Below are 13,329 nucleotides of genomic sequence, written 5' to 3' on the forward strand. Positions count from 1 at the left end.
GTCTTTCGTTATGGATTAGAACAAGTCGTTAAGTGTTACACCCACACCCAGACGCGTCTGGCGATGGTTGTAATCGATCAGTGATTCACCGTAACCGCTAAACACCTGAGTATAGAAGCGAACGTGCTCAGTGATAGGGTAGCTCCAGCCCAGGGTCGCGCCGCCATAACCGCTGTTCCAGTTATAGTTGCCCTCTACGCTGAAGATATTGTCGCCGAGCTTATAGCCCAGACGGGTGCGGTAGTAACCCATATATTTGGTGATATCAGGATTATCATCGCTGTTCGCCCCTTCAGGGATACGATACCAGGGTTTGATTTCCGCCAGGAAGTTACCATTCTCTGCCATCAGACGCGCATAGACGCGGTTCCAGCTGCGCGAGGTGGGATCGCTTCGTCCATTGGATTGGTGATTCAGACCCACTTCGACATCACGCAGTGTCCAGCCCGCCAGCGAATAGTCGGTCGCCCAGCCCAGGAAAATCTGCGGCTCATAGTTGGTCTCACGGAATGGCGATGACTCAGCGCTATTCGACAGCTGCCACCAGGAACGCTGGGTGTAAGAGGCTGCCAGCACCGAGTTGTCGCCCAGAATACCGCGCCACAGCGGAAACGCCAGGCTGAGCTGGAATTTCACTTCATCTTTGCGGGCATTCTCTCCCCAGTTATAGGAGGAGATCGCCTCTTTATTGAGGTCGCTGGTATAGGTATAAAGCAGATAGTTGTTCTCGTAAGGATAGAGAACAAACGGGTTGTCATGCTTCTCCAGCAGGTTAGCAATAATGCTGCCCTGAACCTGTGGTGCGTCATGAACCTCTTTAATATGGGCTTCATCCGCCTGCGCCAGCGCAGGAAATATCAACATTGCCGCCAGCAAGGCGCGATGCTTACGCATAAAATTCTCCGGTGAGCAGCTGCGTATCAAAGTAACTGAAAGGGTGTCGTAAAAAGCAGGCCATTCTACACGCAAATGGCAGTGAGCATGAGTGCTGATTTCTTAAACTGGAAACACCCTCGCAGGCGGCATAGAATACACAACTCATTCATGTTCCGCGCCCCTCTGGCCCGATTTTTTCAGGACACATCATCATGTCATCACCCGTGCTGACACAGCAGGACGCTCGCCAGCTGGTCGGCGAAATTTTCGTTTATCACATGCCGTTTAATCAGGCACTGGGCCTGGAACTGATGCGCCTTGACGCAGACTACGCAGAGATCAGTTTCAATAACAAAACCATGCTGGTGGGCAACCAGGCGCAGCAGATTCTGCACGGCGGCGTTATCGCGTCGGTACTGGATGTGGCGGCGGGCATGGTCTGCGTCAGTAATGCGTTAACCCGTCAGGAAAGCATCAGCGAAGCGGATCTGCGCCAGCGTCTGTCACGCATGGGCACCATTGATATGCGCGTCGACTATCTGCGTCCCGGACGCGGCGAACGCTTCACCGCCACCAGCAGCCTGCTGCGCGCCGGTAACAAAGTCGCTGTGGCGCGCGTGGAACTGCACAATCAACAGGGCGATTATATCGCCACGGCTACCGCCACCTATCTTATCGGCTAACCACGCCATTGAATGGATCGCATATGGATACGCAACAAACCCGCCAGGGCGTTGGCTTTGCACTGGGCGCTTACTTTATCTGGGGCATTGCGCCCGCTTATTTCAAACTGGTAAAGCAGGTTCCCGCCACGGAAATCATGACGCACCGGGTGATCTGGTCTGCACTGTTTATGCTGTTACTGATTACCCTGAGCCGCAGCTGGCCCGGCGTTCGCAGCGTGTTGCGCCAGCCTAAAAAAGTGCTGCTGCTGGCGCTGACGGCCGTGACTATCGGCGGCAACTGGCTGCTGTTTATCTGGGCAGTCAACAATCAGCATATGCTGGAAGCCAGCCTGGGCTACTTTATTAACCCGCTGATCAACGTGGTGTTCGGCATGCTGTTTTTGCGCGAACGGTTTCGCCGTCTGCAGTGGCTCGCCGTGCTGCTGGCCACCGTCGGTGTGCTGGTGCAGCTGTGGCAGTTTGGGTCGTTACCGATTATCGCGCTGGGCCTGGCGCTGAGCTTCGCCCTGTATGGCCTGGTGCGTAAAAAGATTCAGGTCGATGCGCAGAGCGGCATGCTGATTGAAACTCTGTGGCTGTTTCCGCTGGCGGCGATTTACCTGTTTGGCTTTGCCGACAGCGCCACCAGCCACTTATCCGCCAACCCACTGAGTCTCAACCTGAAGCTGATAGCGGCGGGCATTGTGACCACCATTCCGCTGATGCTGTTTGCGGCAGCCTGCAGTCGTCTGCGACTTTCCACCGTAGGCTTCTTTCAGTATCTCGGCCCGACGCTGATGTTTGTGCTGGCGGTCGCGTTTTACGGTGAGACCATCACGCCAGACAAGATGGTGACCTTTGGCTTCATCTGGCTGGCGCTGCTGGTATTTGTCTGCGATGCGGTGGCGTTTTCATTCCGTTCCCGTTCGCGCATAGCGTGAAATAAAGCGCGCTAAAGCCGGGCCGGTCAGCAGGATGGTAAACAGACGCAACGTCTGCAACGCCATCACAAACGCCATGTTGACCTGGGTTCCTGCCGCAATGATCGCCACCGTGTCCAGCCCGCCTGGACTGGTGGCGAGATAGGCCGTCATCAGATCGATATCCAGCATTCGCGTCAGCATCCACGCCAGCCCGCCACACAACAGCATCAGCCCGAAGATCGAGGCCAGCATCTGCGGCAGCGTGCGCAGGGCCAGCAGAAAAATCGGGCGGGTGAAACGTAATCCCACGCTCCAGCCAATCAGTGCATAGGCCACAGCCAGCAGCCATTCCGGCACCTGTAACACCGCGATGTCGCTACTGTGCAGTGCCGCACCCGCCAGCGCAGGCAGCAGCAGCGCGCCAGAAGGAATGCGCAGTCGGGTGCCCAGCCACGCGCCCGTCAGCATCACCACCAGGGTGATAACAAAGCCATGATTCAGCGGTGGAAACCAGAGCAGCGAGACGCTGTGCGCCTCATCGCCCAGTCCGATGCGCGCCACCAGCGCGGCCGCCGAGGCGACAAACAGCACCCGCAGATACTGCATGAATGCGACCAGCCGCACGTCAGCGCCAAAGTCACCCGCCATCGCCACCATGGCCGTTGCACCGCCCGGCGACGATCCCCATGCGCCGGTCGGGCCAGGCAGATGACTGAAGCGCACCAGCAGAAAACCTGACAGGCCGCTGGCCGCCAGCGTCAGCAGCAGCACCGCCAGCACGATCGGCCAGTCCTGAATCAGCGGGGCCAGAATCGAAGGCGACAGACTCTGCGCAATCATGCAGCCCAGTACGGCCTGAGCGAGCAGGAACAGCCGTTTATCAATTCGCAGCGTGGCACCCGACAGCCCCATCACTACACCCACAATCATCGGCCCCAGTAACAGCGCAGCGGGCACATGAAAATAGTGCAGCACCGCGCCCAGCAATACCGAGATCAGCAGCAGCAGCGTCCACTGCGCGCGCAACGAAAAAGCGTCCATAAGAAGTTAATAATTTGTAAAAACAGGAGGGTAAGATTACGCAGAAATGGGGACAGGAGCCAGCAGAACGGGCCATCTCAGATGGCCCGTTCTTATTTTAAAGCCAGTTTTTACGCTTGAAATAGAGATAAGGCGCCAGTCCGGCCAGAATCATCAGGCCGATCGCGGCCGGATAACCAAAGCTCCACTTCAGTTCCGGCATAAACTCAAAGTTCATCCCGTAGCTGGAGGCGACCAGCGTCGGCGGCAGAAACACCACGGAGACCACCGAGAAGATCTTGATGATGCGGTTCTGCTCGATGTTGATGAAACCCATCGCCGCCTGCATCAGGAAGTTGACCTTCTGAAACAGTGATTCGTTATGCGGCAGCAGCGATTCGATATCGCGCAGAATTTCACGCGCCTGCTCCAGCTGATTGCCCGGCAAACGTGCTTTGCGTACCAGGAAGTTCAGGGCGCGCTGGGTATCCATCAGACAGAGGCGCACCTTCCAGCCGATATCTTCCAGTTCCGCTAGTCGCGACAGCGCCTGATCGTACTCTTCGCCCTGCTGACCTTCCATGATCACCCGGCTGAGTTTCTCCAGTGCGCTGTAGATGTTCTCGATTTCGTCCGCCAGCTGCTCGATTTTGGTTTCAAACAGGTCGAGCAGCAGCTCAAAGGCATTGCCGTCGATCAGGGTCTGATTACGGGCGCGCATGCGATAGAGACGGAACGCAGGCAGCTCACGTTCGCGCAGCGTGTAGAGACGGCCTTCACGGATGGTGAACGCCACGGTGGAGTTACCGGCGTGATCGTCAGCATCTTCATAGAAGAAGAAGGAGTGGATATGCAGACCATCTTCATCTTCGAAGAAGCGCGCCGAGGCCTCGATATCTTCCAGCTCAGGCCGTGTTGCCAGACTCTGGCCCAGCTCAGATTGCACGCGATCACGTTCGCCCTCTTCCGGCTCGATCAGATCGACCCAGACAGAGGTCGTCAGTTTGTCGTTTTCGTCTTCCAGCTCCAGTCGCGTCAGGCGGCTGTGATCCAGTTTAAATGCGCTCAGCATAGCAATACTCCCCATTGCAGACTAAATGGGACAAGGCAGTCCGCCGTTCCTCAACATGGAACGGGCAGCCTGAACACGGAAACAGAGTTTCAGAGATAAATCAGTGCTGACTCGCGACGGAATCAAAAAGGGAGGTCGCTGATAACCGCTAAGGCTACCCGCGTAAAGAGGTAGCCTTAGATGTTATTCCTGGAATCCAGGTCATTGAGCCAGCATCGACTGGGCGTGTCCAAGGCATTGTCCTCTCATGATAATAGTGGGCGCATGTTACGCTGAGACGAAAAAGCCGTCAACCGCACGCTAAAGCGTTTCAAGCTTCGCGTAAGCCGCCACCAGCCACTTGATTCCCTGCCCCTGAAACGCCACCTGAAGACGGCTATGCTCGCCGCTGCCTTCCAGATTAATGATGGTGCCTTCGCCAAATTTTGCGTGATGAACACGCTGACCCAGCGCGAATCCACTGTCATTTTTGGTCACCGGGGCACCCATCCGCTGATGGTTTACCGGACGGCTGACGCTGGCGCGCAGACGCACTTCTTCTATGCACGCTTCGGGCAGTTCGCCGATAAAACGGGACGGCCGGTGATACACTTCCTTACCATAGAGTCGGCGGGTTTCGGCGTAGGTCAGCGTCAGCTTGAGCATCGCACGGGTCACGCCGACATAAGCCAGACGACGTTCCTCCTCCAGCCGGCCACCTTCATCCAGTGACATCTGGCTCGGGAACATGCCCTCTTCCATGCCGACGATAAACACCTGGCTGAACTCCAGCCCTTTTGCCGAGTGGAGCGTCATCAGCTGAACCGCATCCTGCCATTTGTCTGCCTGGCCTTCGCCCGCTTCCAGCGCGGCGTGGGATAAAAAGGCCTGCAGTGGCATCAGATCTTCATCTTCATCCTGATAGCTGAACTGCCGCGTAGCGGTCACCAGCTCCTCAAGGTTTTCGATACGCGCCTGACCCTTCTCACCTTTTTCCTGCTCATACATCAGCCACAGGCCAGAGTCTTTGATGACCCGGTCAGTCTGAACATGCAGCGGTAACTCGGCGGTTTCGGTTGCCAGTGAATCAACCAGTTCACAGAAGCGTTGCAGCGCAGACGCGGCCCGGCCAGCCAGCGCACGGCTTTGCAGCAGTTCACGCGTTGCCTGCCACAGCGTCATCTGACGTTCACGGGCCGTCTGACGCACCACGTCGAGCGTGCGATCGCCCACGCCGCGCGTCGGGGTATTCACCACGCGTTCAAATGCCGCGTCGTCATTGCGGTTCGCCATCAGACGCAGATAGGAGAGCGCATCTTTGATCTCCTGACGTTCGAAGAAGCGCATGCCGCCATAAATACGGTACGGCATGCTGCTCTGCAGCAATGCCTCTTCCAGCACACGCGACTGGGCGTTGCTGCGATAGAGAATGGCGCAGTCGTTAAGCGCGCCGCCGTTCTCCATCCAGACTTTGATGCGGTTGACCACGAAGCGTGCTTCATCCAGCTCATTAAAGGCGCAGTAGATCGAGATCGGTTCGCCATCGCTGCCTTCGGTCCAGAGCTCTTTCCCCAGGCGACCATTGTTGTTAGCGATCAGGGCGTTGGCGGCTTTCAGGATGTTATTGGTTGAGCGATAGTTCTGCTCCAGACGGATCGTTTCCGCGCCGGGGAAATCCTGCAGAAAGCGCTGAATATTCTCGACCTGTGCGCCGCGCCAGCCGTAGATCGACTGGTCATCATCGCCCACGATGATCACCCGGCCGCTGTCGCCCGCCAGCATCCGAATCCAGGCATACTGAATGTTGTTGGTATCCTGGAACTCATCCACCAGCACGTTGGTAAAGCGTTCGCGGTAGTGATTAAGAATGTGTGGCTTGTTGAGCCATAATTCATGGGCGCGCAGCAACAGCTCGGCAAAGTCGACTAAACCGGCGCGATCACAGGCTTCCTGATAGGCCTGATAGATGCGCAGCCAGGTCTGCTCAATCGGATTACCGTAGCTTTCAATATGCTTTGGCCGCAGGCCTTCATCTTTTTTGCCATTGATGTACCACATGCCCTGACGCGCAGGCCACTGTTTGTCATCAAGGTTCATTGATTTGATCAGGCGCTTGAGCAGACGTAACTGATCTTCGCTGTCGAGGATCTGAAAATCCTGTGGCAGACCGGCGTCAAGATGGTGGGCGCGCAGTAAGCGGTGCGCCAGACCGTGGAAGGTTCCGATCCACATTCCGCCCTGACTGGTGCCGATCAGATGCTCGATACGGTGACGCATCTCCGCTGCCGCTTTGTTGGTAAAGGTCACCGCCATAATCGAATAGGGCGAGCAGTTCTCCACCGACATCAGCCAGGCAATGCGATGCACCAGCACCCGCGTTTTACCACTGCCCGCGCCTGCCAGCACCAGCAGGTTACTGCGCGGTGCCGCAACGGCAGCGCGCTGATTGTCATTCAAACCATCGAGCAGTTCAGAAACGTCCATAAGCACCGATTACCAAAGAAAAAAACGCCGTCGTCACACTGATTATTCCGCCTGCCGTAAGGCATTATCGCTGCCAGTCAGGCGGCGCCACAGACGCCGGATAAGGGACGGCGGCAAAACAGAAAAGAGGAGACGACTGGATAAATTTACAGCCATTATAGCAGTGAGGTGAGTGATGCCAACCGCGAAATTTCGACATGCGGCAACAGGCGCGCATCCGGGATATGCATCAGGTTACCCTGCCGCAGGTTAATCCAGCAGGCCTGCAGCCCGCAGCGCAGCGAGCCCGCCACGTCGGTGGTCAGGTCATCACCCACGTGCAGAATATGGTGTGGCGCGATATCAAGGCGTTGCGCGGCAAGCTGATACATATCCTGCCACGGCTTGGCGCGCCCGTCTGGCCCGGCCCGCAGCGTGAAGCGGAAGTATTCTGCAATGCCCATTTTCTCCGGGCAGGCGTTGCCGTTGGTGACCGCCACCAGCGGGATTTTCTCCGCCAGGGCTTTCAGCGTCTGGTGCGTCTCATCCGGCATCTCGACCTGACTCCGCCACTGATGAAAGACCGCCATCACTTCTGCCGCGCCCGCGGTGGCTTCAGCAGCAGTGAGGCCGATATTCAGCATCGCCAGCTCAACCGAACGGCGTCGCCACTCCGAAACATCATGATAGATATCAGGTTCGCGCTGCAGCAGCTCATCGCGCAACTGCTGATAATCCTGCGGCGTGAAGTCACGCAGCGCCGGATGAAAAGCCTGCAACGCGGCATGGGACTCCAGCGTGGTACGACGGATGACCGGGTAGTTATCGTAGAGTGTGTCATCAAGGTCGAAGGTCATGGCTTTTATGGCCGACAGCGGACGATAAAACTTCATTCGTTCTTTCCTCGTTTGGCGCGGGGATGCGCAGCGTCATACACCGAAGCCAGATGCTGGAAGTCGAGATGGGTATAGATCTGGGTCGTCGACAGGTTTGCGTGACCCAGCAACTCCTGCACGGCGCGCAGGTCACCGCTGGATTCCAGCAGATGCGTGGCAAATGAGTGTCGTAGCTTATGCGGATGGATATGGCTGGCCACGCCCTGTCTGATGCCCCATTCGGCAAAGCGTTTCTGCACGTTGCGTGGCGAGATGCGGTTGCCGCGCGTGGAAAGAAACAGCGCATCATCCCGGCCGCCAAAGGTTTCACGCAGCGGCAGCCAGTGCTGGATCCAGGCGACCGCCGTGCGACCAATCGGTATCCGGCGCTCTTTGCTGCCCTTACCGACTACCCACACTTCGCCTGAATCGAGATCGACGTGGCGACAATCCATATTCACCAGTTCAGAGAGACGCAAACCGCCGCCATACATCACTTCAAGCATCGCCCGGTCGCGCACCGCCAGCGGATCGTTAAGGTCGATCTCCAGCAGCTGATTTACTTCATCAACATCAATGTTTTTAGGCAGATGGCGCGCTTTACGCGGCGTCATCACCCCTTTGGCCGGGTTGGCAGAAAGCAAACCCTGGCTCACCTGCCAGTCGAGAAAACTGCGCAGGGCGGAGAGCCGCAGCGCGAGGCTGCTGGCGGCCAGTCCGGCGCGACGGCTGCGCGCCGCCATGCTGCGCACCTGCGCCGGTTCCAGCTCTGCCCAGCTGCTGAGCTTCATCTCATCAGCAATCGCCACCAGCGCGGCAAGCTGTCGCGCATAGCTGCTCTGGGTTAACGGACTGAGCTGGCGCTCCACTTTCAGGTAGCGCAGAAATCCGTCGACGGCCTCCTGCAGCGCGCTGCTCATGCGCGCTCAACCCAGCGGGAGAGCAGATCAGGCATCATCTGCGACAGATGCTGCAACAGCAGTGTCCCCATGCCCGATTGATAGTGCTGGCTGTCACGACTGCTGAACACCAGCACGCCGAGATCGCCCTCCTCACCCATTAGCGACATGGCAACCGACCCGATCGCTTTGGCCTGCGGCAACAGCAGCAGCAGTTCCGGCCCATTAATGTTGCCAAGATAGTGATGCTGGTTACCGAAGCGCTGAATACGCAGCGGTTCAAACGCCTGACGCGAGAGGCTCAGCTGAAAGAAATCGGAGGGCGCGCCCAGCAGCCATTTATCACTGAACAGCCGCACATTGGCACCCGCCAGGCCCAGCTCACGCGCCCAGCGATGCAGACGGTTGAGCATATCCTGCAGCGAGTCAGCCGCGGCCAGATGGCTCTCCAGCGACAGCAGACGGTCAAACAGTTCGTGGTTAGCGCTGGCCTGCTCCATCAGCAGCGTGATCTCTTCTTCCAGCCGCTGAATATGGTTGCGTTGCCGCGCCATATGCCATTCGACCAGAGAGACGCTGCCACGCACCGGATGCGGCACGGCCATCTGTTCAACTGCACGGGCATTGCGGATAAAGAAATCGGGATTCTGCCGCAGATAATCACTGACGGCCTGATCGTCCAGCAGAACCGAACTGTCAGCCTGCTCTTCGATATTTTTCATAGATGAATAAACCCATCGTAGACGTGTGTCGCAGGCCCGGTCATATAGAGCGGCTGACCGGCGCCTTTCCAGGTGATGTGCAGCGTTCCGCCAGGCAGGTCGACACGCACTTTGGGTGCCAGAATGCCCTGCTGAATGCCACATGCAACGGCAGCACAGGCGCCGCTACCGCACGCCTGCGTTTCACCCGCTCCGCGTTCGTAGACGCGCAGGCGGATATGCTCGGGATTGATGATCTCCATAAAACCGACATTGACGCGATCCGGGAAGCGTTCATGACTCTCCAGAATCGGACCCAGCAGTTCAACCTGCGCGGTTTTGACACTTTCAACCTGGATAACGCAGTGCGGGTTGCCCATCGACACCGCACCCAGCATCACCGTCTGTTCGGCCACGCGCAGCAGATAGAGATTTTCAGCTTTGTTGGCGCGGAACGGCACCTGCTGAGGCTCAAAGTTTGGCTCGCCCATGTTCACGCGCACCTGGTCGTCAGGCGTGACGGTCAACACCATGCGGCCATTCTGCGTACTGACCCGGATGTCACTTTTGTTGGTCAGCCCTTTCAGCTGAACAAAGCGGGCAAAGCAGCGCGCACCGTTGCCACACTGTGCAACTTCACTGCCATCGGCGTTGAAAATGCGATAGTGGAAATCGAGATCGGGATCGTAAGGCGGTTCAACAATCAGCAGTTGATCAAAACCGATCCCCAGATGACGATCGGCCAGCCGGCGGATCAATTCCGGCGAAAAGAAGACGTTTTGTGTCACCGCATCCACAACCATAAAATCGTTGCCGAGACCGTGCATTTTGGAGAACTGCATTTTTTGCTCCGCCGGATAAGCCATCAGATTAGTTCGCTTTTACGCCTGAATTGCCGGTAACCAGCCCGCCGACATCGGCTTTAGAGGCATCCGCTTTCTGGCGGTCGGTTGGGGCTTGTTGTTTCTTCGGCTGATCCTTCGGCGGGAAGTAGAGCGGTCCTTTCAGACCACAACCTGCAAGGCTGATTACTGCCAGTGTCATGGCCAACAGGCTTATTACTTTCTTCATTCTTTATGCTCTTCATGTCCTTTACCTGGATGCTTATCATCGCAGTTGAAGGTGGAAAAGCAACAGGAAATGCCCGCAAATAGCGTGAAGCGGGTGACAAGCCGGGAAGATAGCGGCCACCTGCAGAGCGCAGGCAGCCCGTCAGCATCAGTGCACCTGATAGCGTGGCTGATAGTCGCTGTTGTCGTTGTCAGGCTGCGAGGTACACAGCTGCGTCAGCGTCTGGCTACGGAACGGAATCACCTGGAATCGCTCACCGGTGTTCACAATCTGGTAGAACTGCGGCAGGTTGAAGTTGATAAAGCTTGAACCATAGGTAAAGCGATCGTGCGATGAGGAGTAGAACCGGCTGACATCGCGCACCAGCTCCTCTTTACTGCCTTCACAGTGATGATAGACCTCAACCCGATTAGTCTCATCGAGGATGTAGATATTGAAGCCGCGCTCATCAGTGGTGTTTTCAAAGAAGAACTGAATAATGCCTTCGCTGGCATAACCGTTGACCACGGGTGGCAGCGGCGTCTGATTCGTTTCGACTTTGATCGACAGTCCGTGCAGCTTGTTGTTGGAGATCGCGCCATAAAACTCAACCGCGTTTTCCAGCTTCTGCACCGAAACGCTCATGCGTTCAAAGAACAGGCCCCAGGTCTCGCCCGCCATACGCAGCGCTTTAAAGCGACCCGGCTCCTGACGTGTGCTGGAGAGGCGCAACTCAATGCATTCTGAGACCAGTTGCTGTACCCGCGTCCGAATCAGACCGCGCAGATGCTGGCTGTAGCAGAACACTTCCACCGTATCGGGCGGTGCAGCATCCTGATGCATCTTGCCGAGAATGGTTTTCAGCCCTTCGATCATCGCCTGTTCGCCGCTGAAGTGCAGCGTACGCACCTCATTCCAGGAGTTGCGATAAAGCAGATCGATGCTGCCAATCAGGCACTGCTGCTGCTGACCAAAACTAAAGACATCCAGCTTACGGAAGTCGAAGTGCACCACCTGATTGCGGAAGGCCGCCGTCGGATCGTGTTCAAGGTTAACAATAATCGCAAGGTGCCGGATTTCGCACGGACTGTAGAGCGCTTTTGGCGTTGGCGAGGGCAGACGCAGCGGGAAGTGGCTGGAAACATCGTTAACCAGCTCCTGCAGACGCGCCAGATCGCAAACCTCATTGCCTTTAATATGCAGCCGGGTTTTACGGGTCAGCAGTCCGTTGAACCACGCCCACGCCACCAGCTTGTTCAGGTAGCGGTTATATTCCAGCGGCTGATGGCTGATAATTGAATCCATGTCCGGCGCCTGGTTATAGAGATACCAGCCGGAACGGTTGGCGCGGCCAGGCGGCACATGAATAAAGGTCAGATTGGGTTCGGAGAGATCGGGCGAAATCTGCGGATTCACCAGCGTCACTTTGCCCGGCAGCGCTTCAAACGCGGCATACAGTTTACGGGTCAACACACCGATATCCTGCGGGCTGGCGCTGACGCTTAAGTTATTGCGGCGGGCAAAGCGGATCAGGTTGCGATAACTCTGCATCATCGCATCCAGCAATTCATTGTGGGCTTCGCGCACCCGCTCGATTTTCCACTCAGCACGGTTGTCCAGAATGGCAATCTTCTCTTCGTTCCAGCCCCACTCTTTGACCAGCTGCGATAAAATTTCGCGACGCCAGCCGGTGCGGTGCTGATGATCTTCGGTGCTGAGCTTTTCACACACTTTGAGGTAGAAACAGCGACGCACCAGGTCAAGACGCGGCTGATCGTCAACGCTGGTCAGATAGTGCGTAACGCGCTCCAGCATCATGCAGTAAGGATCAAGCCCGAAGCAGATGATTTCACCGTCATGCAGGCGCTGTTTGATATCCATCGCCAGTAGCTGCGTATTGGGGTATTCCCAGCTGTAGGCTTCCAGCAGCAGCGTTTTCAGTACGGCTTTATACGGGGAGTCGATGCTTTTATAGAGCTGCCACAGGCTGGCGCCGAAATACTCTTCCGCCGACAGCGTGCCGAGGCCGCCAAGATCGAGCCACTCATTAGGGGTCAGCACGCCTTTGGCGTAGAGCGACATTACATAGTCGTCGTAATTGTGCTCTTCTTCGCCCGGCACCATATTCCACAGGATGCGTTTGCCCGCCATACGAACTGCCGTACGGTAGAACTCATCCAGCAGTAAAATGTGTTGTGTTGAACCGCAATCTTCACCGCCCAGACTGCCGCTTTCGTTGTGGCGGAAGCGGTTTTCATCAATCAGAAAGAAACTCACCTCTACGCCCATTGAAACGCACCACTTCTGCAGCAGCGTACATTTGCGCTGCAGATTCAGACGCTCTTCATTATCAAGCCAGGATTGATGGCAGACCCAGATATCGAGATCCGAGACGCTGTTCTGGCCGACAGATGAGGTGCTGCCCATAGAATAGATCGCCGTAATCGGCATTTCGCCTTTCGGCGCATCGGCATGACGCAGATCGCTGTCGCCGGTGAGATCGGCCAGCAGCTGACGCTGATTTTCATCAGGCGTGAAGAAGCTGATGCCATGTGGAACGCTACCTTCAAGGTAACCCGGCATCTGCGGATGTTGATAATGTAATAAGGTTGGCAGCAGACTGTAGACGCGCTGAAAAGCGGGTCCCATAGCAGCCAGCGCACGATCAACGCGCAGCTGGTTGATTGCATCCAGTCTCTGTTTCAGTGTCTCAATGTAGAGGTACAAGACGTTTCGCCTGATTGTCCCAGTGTTTAAGCACCCTGTTTCCACACTCTGTCGCTTATAAAGTAAAAAAGTGGGCAGA

General features: G+C 56.6%; 13 protein-coding genes. 2 read left to right on the forward strand and 11 right to left on the reverse strand.

The genetic code is table 11. The annotated features are described in order from the left end of the window. Window positions 1–15: 15 nt before the first annotated feature. Window positions 16–894: a phospholipase A gene (gene pldA, locus OK412_RS17045; protein ID WP_010257301.1), complete on the reverse strand. Its 879-nt coding sequence runs from the start codon at window positions 892–894 to the stop codon at window positions 16–18. Window positions 895–1,088: 194 nt separating this feature from the next. Here pldA and OK412_RS17050 point away from each other — a divergent pair, with 194 nt between their 5' ends. Both OK412_RS17050 and rarD read left to right on the forward strand, forming a co-directional pair. Further along, window positions 1,089–1,559 carry a thioesterase family protein gene (locus OK412_RS17050; protein WP_010257304.1) on the forward strand — a complete coding sequence of 157 codons (471 nt, stop codon included), beginning with the start codon at window positions 1,089–1,091 and terminating at the stop codon, window positions 1,557–1,559. Window positions 1,560–1,582: 23 nt separating this feature from the next. Next, window positions 1,583–2,482, forward strand: a complete 900-nt coding sequence (gene rarD, locus OK412_RS17055) for an EamA family transporter RarD (RefSeq protein WP_010257306.1) — start codon at window positions 1,583–1,585, stop codon at window positions 2,480–2,482. On the opposite strand, the gene OK412_RS17060 is transcribed toward rarD, so the two are convergent. From OK412_RS17060 to OK412_RS17100, 10 genes are all read right to left on the reverse strand, one after another. After that, on the reverse strand, window positions 2,453–3,505 hold the full coding sequence (locus tag OK412_RS17060) for an AbrB family transcriptional regulator (protein ID WP_033767570.1): 1,053 nt from the start codon (window positions 3,503–3,505) through the stop codon (window positions 2,453–2,455). The genes rarD and OK412_RS17060 overlap by 30 nt on opposite strands. A gap of 97 nt (window positions 3,506–3,602) precedes the next feature. Next, window positions 3,603–4,556, reverse strand: a complete 954-nt coding sequence (corA, locus tag OK412_RS17065; protein WP_003854370.1) for a magnesium/cobalt transporter CorA — start codon at window positions 4,554–4,556, stop codon at window positions 3,603–3,605. Between the two features lie 176 nt (window positions 4,557–4,732). Further along, window positions 4,733–4,789: a YsgD/CorL family protein gene (ysgD, locus tag OK412_RS23555; protein ID WP_353748370.1), complete on the reverse strand. Its 57-nt coding sequence runs from the start codon at window positions 4,787–4,789 to the stop codon at window positions 4,733–4,735. Window positions 4,790–4,856: 67 nt separating this feature from the next. Next, window positions 4,857–7,019, reverse strand: coding sequence for a DNA helicase II (uvrD, locus tag OK412_RS17070; protein WP_010257313.1), 2,163 nt, complete (start codon window positions 7,017–7,019; stop codon window positions 4,857–4,859). A 155-nt stretch (window positions 7,020–7,174) separates the two neighbouring features. After that, on the reverse strand, window positions 7,175–7,891 hold the full coding sequence (gene yigB, locus OK412_RS17075; RefSeq protein WP_154210634.1) for a 5-amino-6-(5-phospho-D-ribitylamino)uracil phosphatase YigB: 717 nt from the start codon (window positions 7,889–7,891) through the stop codon (window positions 7,175–7,177). Next, the gene (gene xerC, locus OK412_RS17080; protein WP_264353382.1) at window positions 7,888–8,793 is read right to left on the reverse strand and encodes a tyrosine recombinase XerC; all 906 of its coding nucleotides are present in this window, start codon (window positions 8,791–8,793) and stop codon (window positions 7,888–7,890) included. The genes yigB and xerC overlap by 4 nt, the downstream gene beginning before the upstream one ends. Next, window positions 8,790–9,494 (reverse strand): DUF484 domain-containing protein, encoded by a 705-nt coding sequence (locus tag OK412_RS17085; RefSeq protein ID WP_010257324.1) that lies wholly within the window; start codon window positions 9,492–9,494, stop codon window positions 8,790–8,792. The genes xerC and OK412_RS17085 overlap by 4 nt, the downstream gene beginning before the upstream one ends. After that, window positions 9,491–10,315 (reverse strand): diaminopimelate epimerase, encoded by an 825-nt coding sequence (gene dapF / locus OK412_RS17090; protein ID WP_010257326.1) that lies wholly within the window; start codon window positions 10,313–10,315, stop codon window positions 9,491–9,493. Before dapF ends, OK412_RS17085 begins: the two co-directional genes overlap by 4 nt. Before the next feature lie 28 nt (window positions 10,316–10,343). Next, on the reverse strand, window positions 10,344–10,544 hold the full coding sequence (lptM, locus tag OK412_RS17095) for an LPS translocon maturation chaperone LptM (protein WP_010257328.1): 201 nt from the start codon (window positions 10,542–10,544) through the stop codon (window positions 10,344–10,346). A 147-nt stretch (window positions 10,545–10,691) separates the two neighbouring features. Next, window positions 10,692–13,250 carry a class I adenylate cyclase gene (locus OK412_RS17100; protein WP_010257330.1) on the reverse strand — a complete coding sequence of 853 codons (2,559 nt, stop codon included), beginning with the start codon at window positions 13,248–13,250 and terminating at the stop codon, window positions 10,692–10,694. Window positions 13,251–13,329: the final 79 nt, after the last annotated feature.

The sequence above is a fragment of the Pantoea sp. JV6 genome (assembly GCF_025910055.1).
GTDB lineage: Bacteria > Pseudomonadota > Gammaproteobacteria > Enterobacterales > Enterobacteriaceae > Pantoea > Pantoea agglomerans.

What these genes read in the sequence shown, in the direction of transcription:
- yigB (WP_154210634.1), bottom strand. Translation starts at nt 7,891, where the DNA reads ATGAAGTTTTATCGTCCGCTGTCGGCCATAAAAGCCATGACCTTCGAC.
- OK412_RS17085 (WP_010257324.1), bottom strand. Translation starts at nt 9,494, where the DNA reads ATGAAAAATATCGAAGAGCAGGCTGACAGTTCGGTTCTGCTGGACGAT.
- uvrD (WP_010257313.1), bottom strand. Translation starts at nt 7,019, where the DNA reads ATGGACGTTTCTGAACTGCTCGATGGTTTGAATGACAATCAGCGCGCT.
- corA (WP_003854370.1), bottom strand. Translation starts at nt 4,556, where the DNA reads ATGCTGAGCGCATTTAAACTGGATCACAGCCGCCTGACGCGACTGGAG.
- dapF (WP_010257326.1), bottom strand. Translation starts at nt 10,315, where the DNA reads ATGCAGTTCTCCAAAATGCACGGTCTCGGCAACGATTTTATGGTTGTG.
- xerC (WP_264353382.1), bottom strand. Translation starts at nt 8,793, where the DNA reads ATGAGCAGCGCGCTGCAGGAGGCCGTCGACGGATTTCTGCGCTACCTG.
- OK412_RS17050 (WP_010257304.1), top strand. Translation starts at nt 1,089, where the DNA reads ATGTCATCACCCGTGCTGACACAGCAGGACGCTCGCCAGCTGGTCGGC.
- rarD (WP_010257306.1), top strand. Translation starts at nt 1,583, where the DNA reads ATGGATACGCAACAAACCCGCCAGGGCGTTGGCTTTGCACTGGGCGCT.
- lptM (WP_010257328.1), bottom strand. Translation starts at nt 10,544, where the DNA reads ATGAAGAAAGTAATAAGCCTGTTGGCCATGACACTGGCAGTAATCAGC.
- OK412_RS17060 (WP_033767570.1), bottom strand. Translation starts at nt 3,505, where the DNA reads ATGGACGCTTTTTCGTTGCGCGCGCAGTGGACGCTGCTGCTGCTGATC.
- pldA (WP_010257301.1), bottom strand. Translation starts at nt 894, where the DNA reads ATGCGTAAGCATCGCGCCTTGCTGGCGGCAATGTTGATATTTCCTGCG.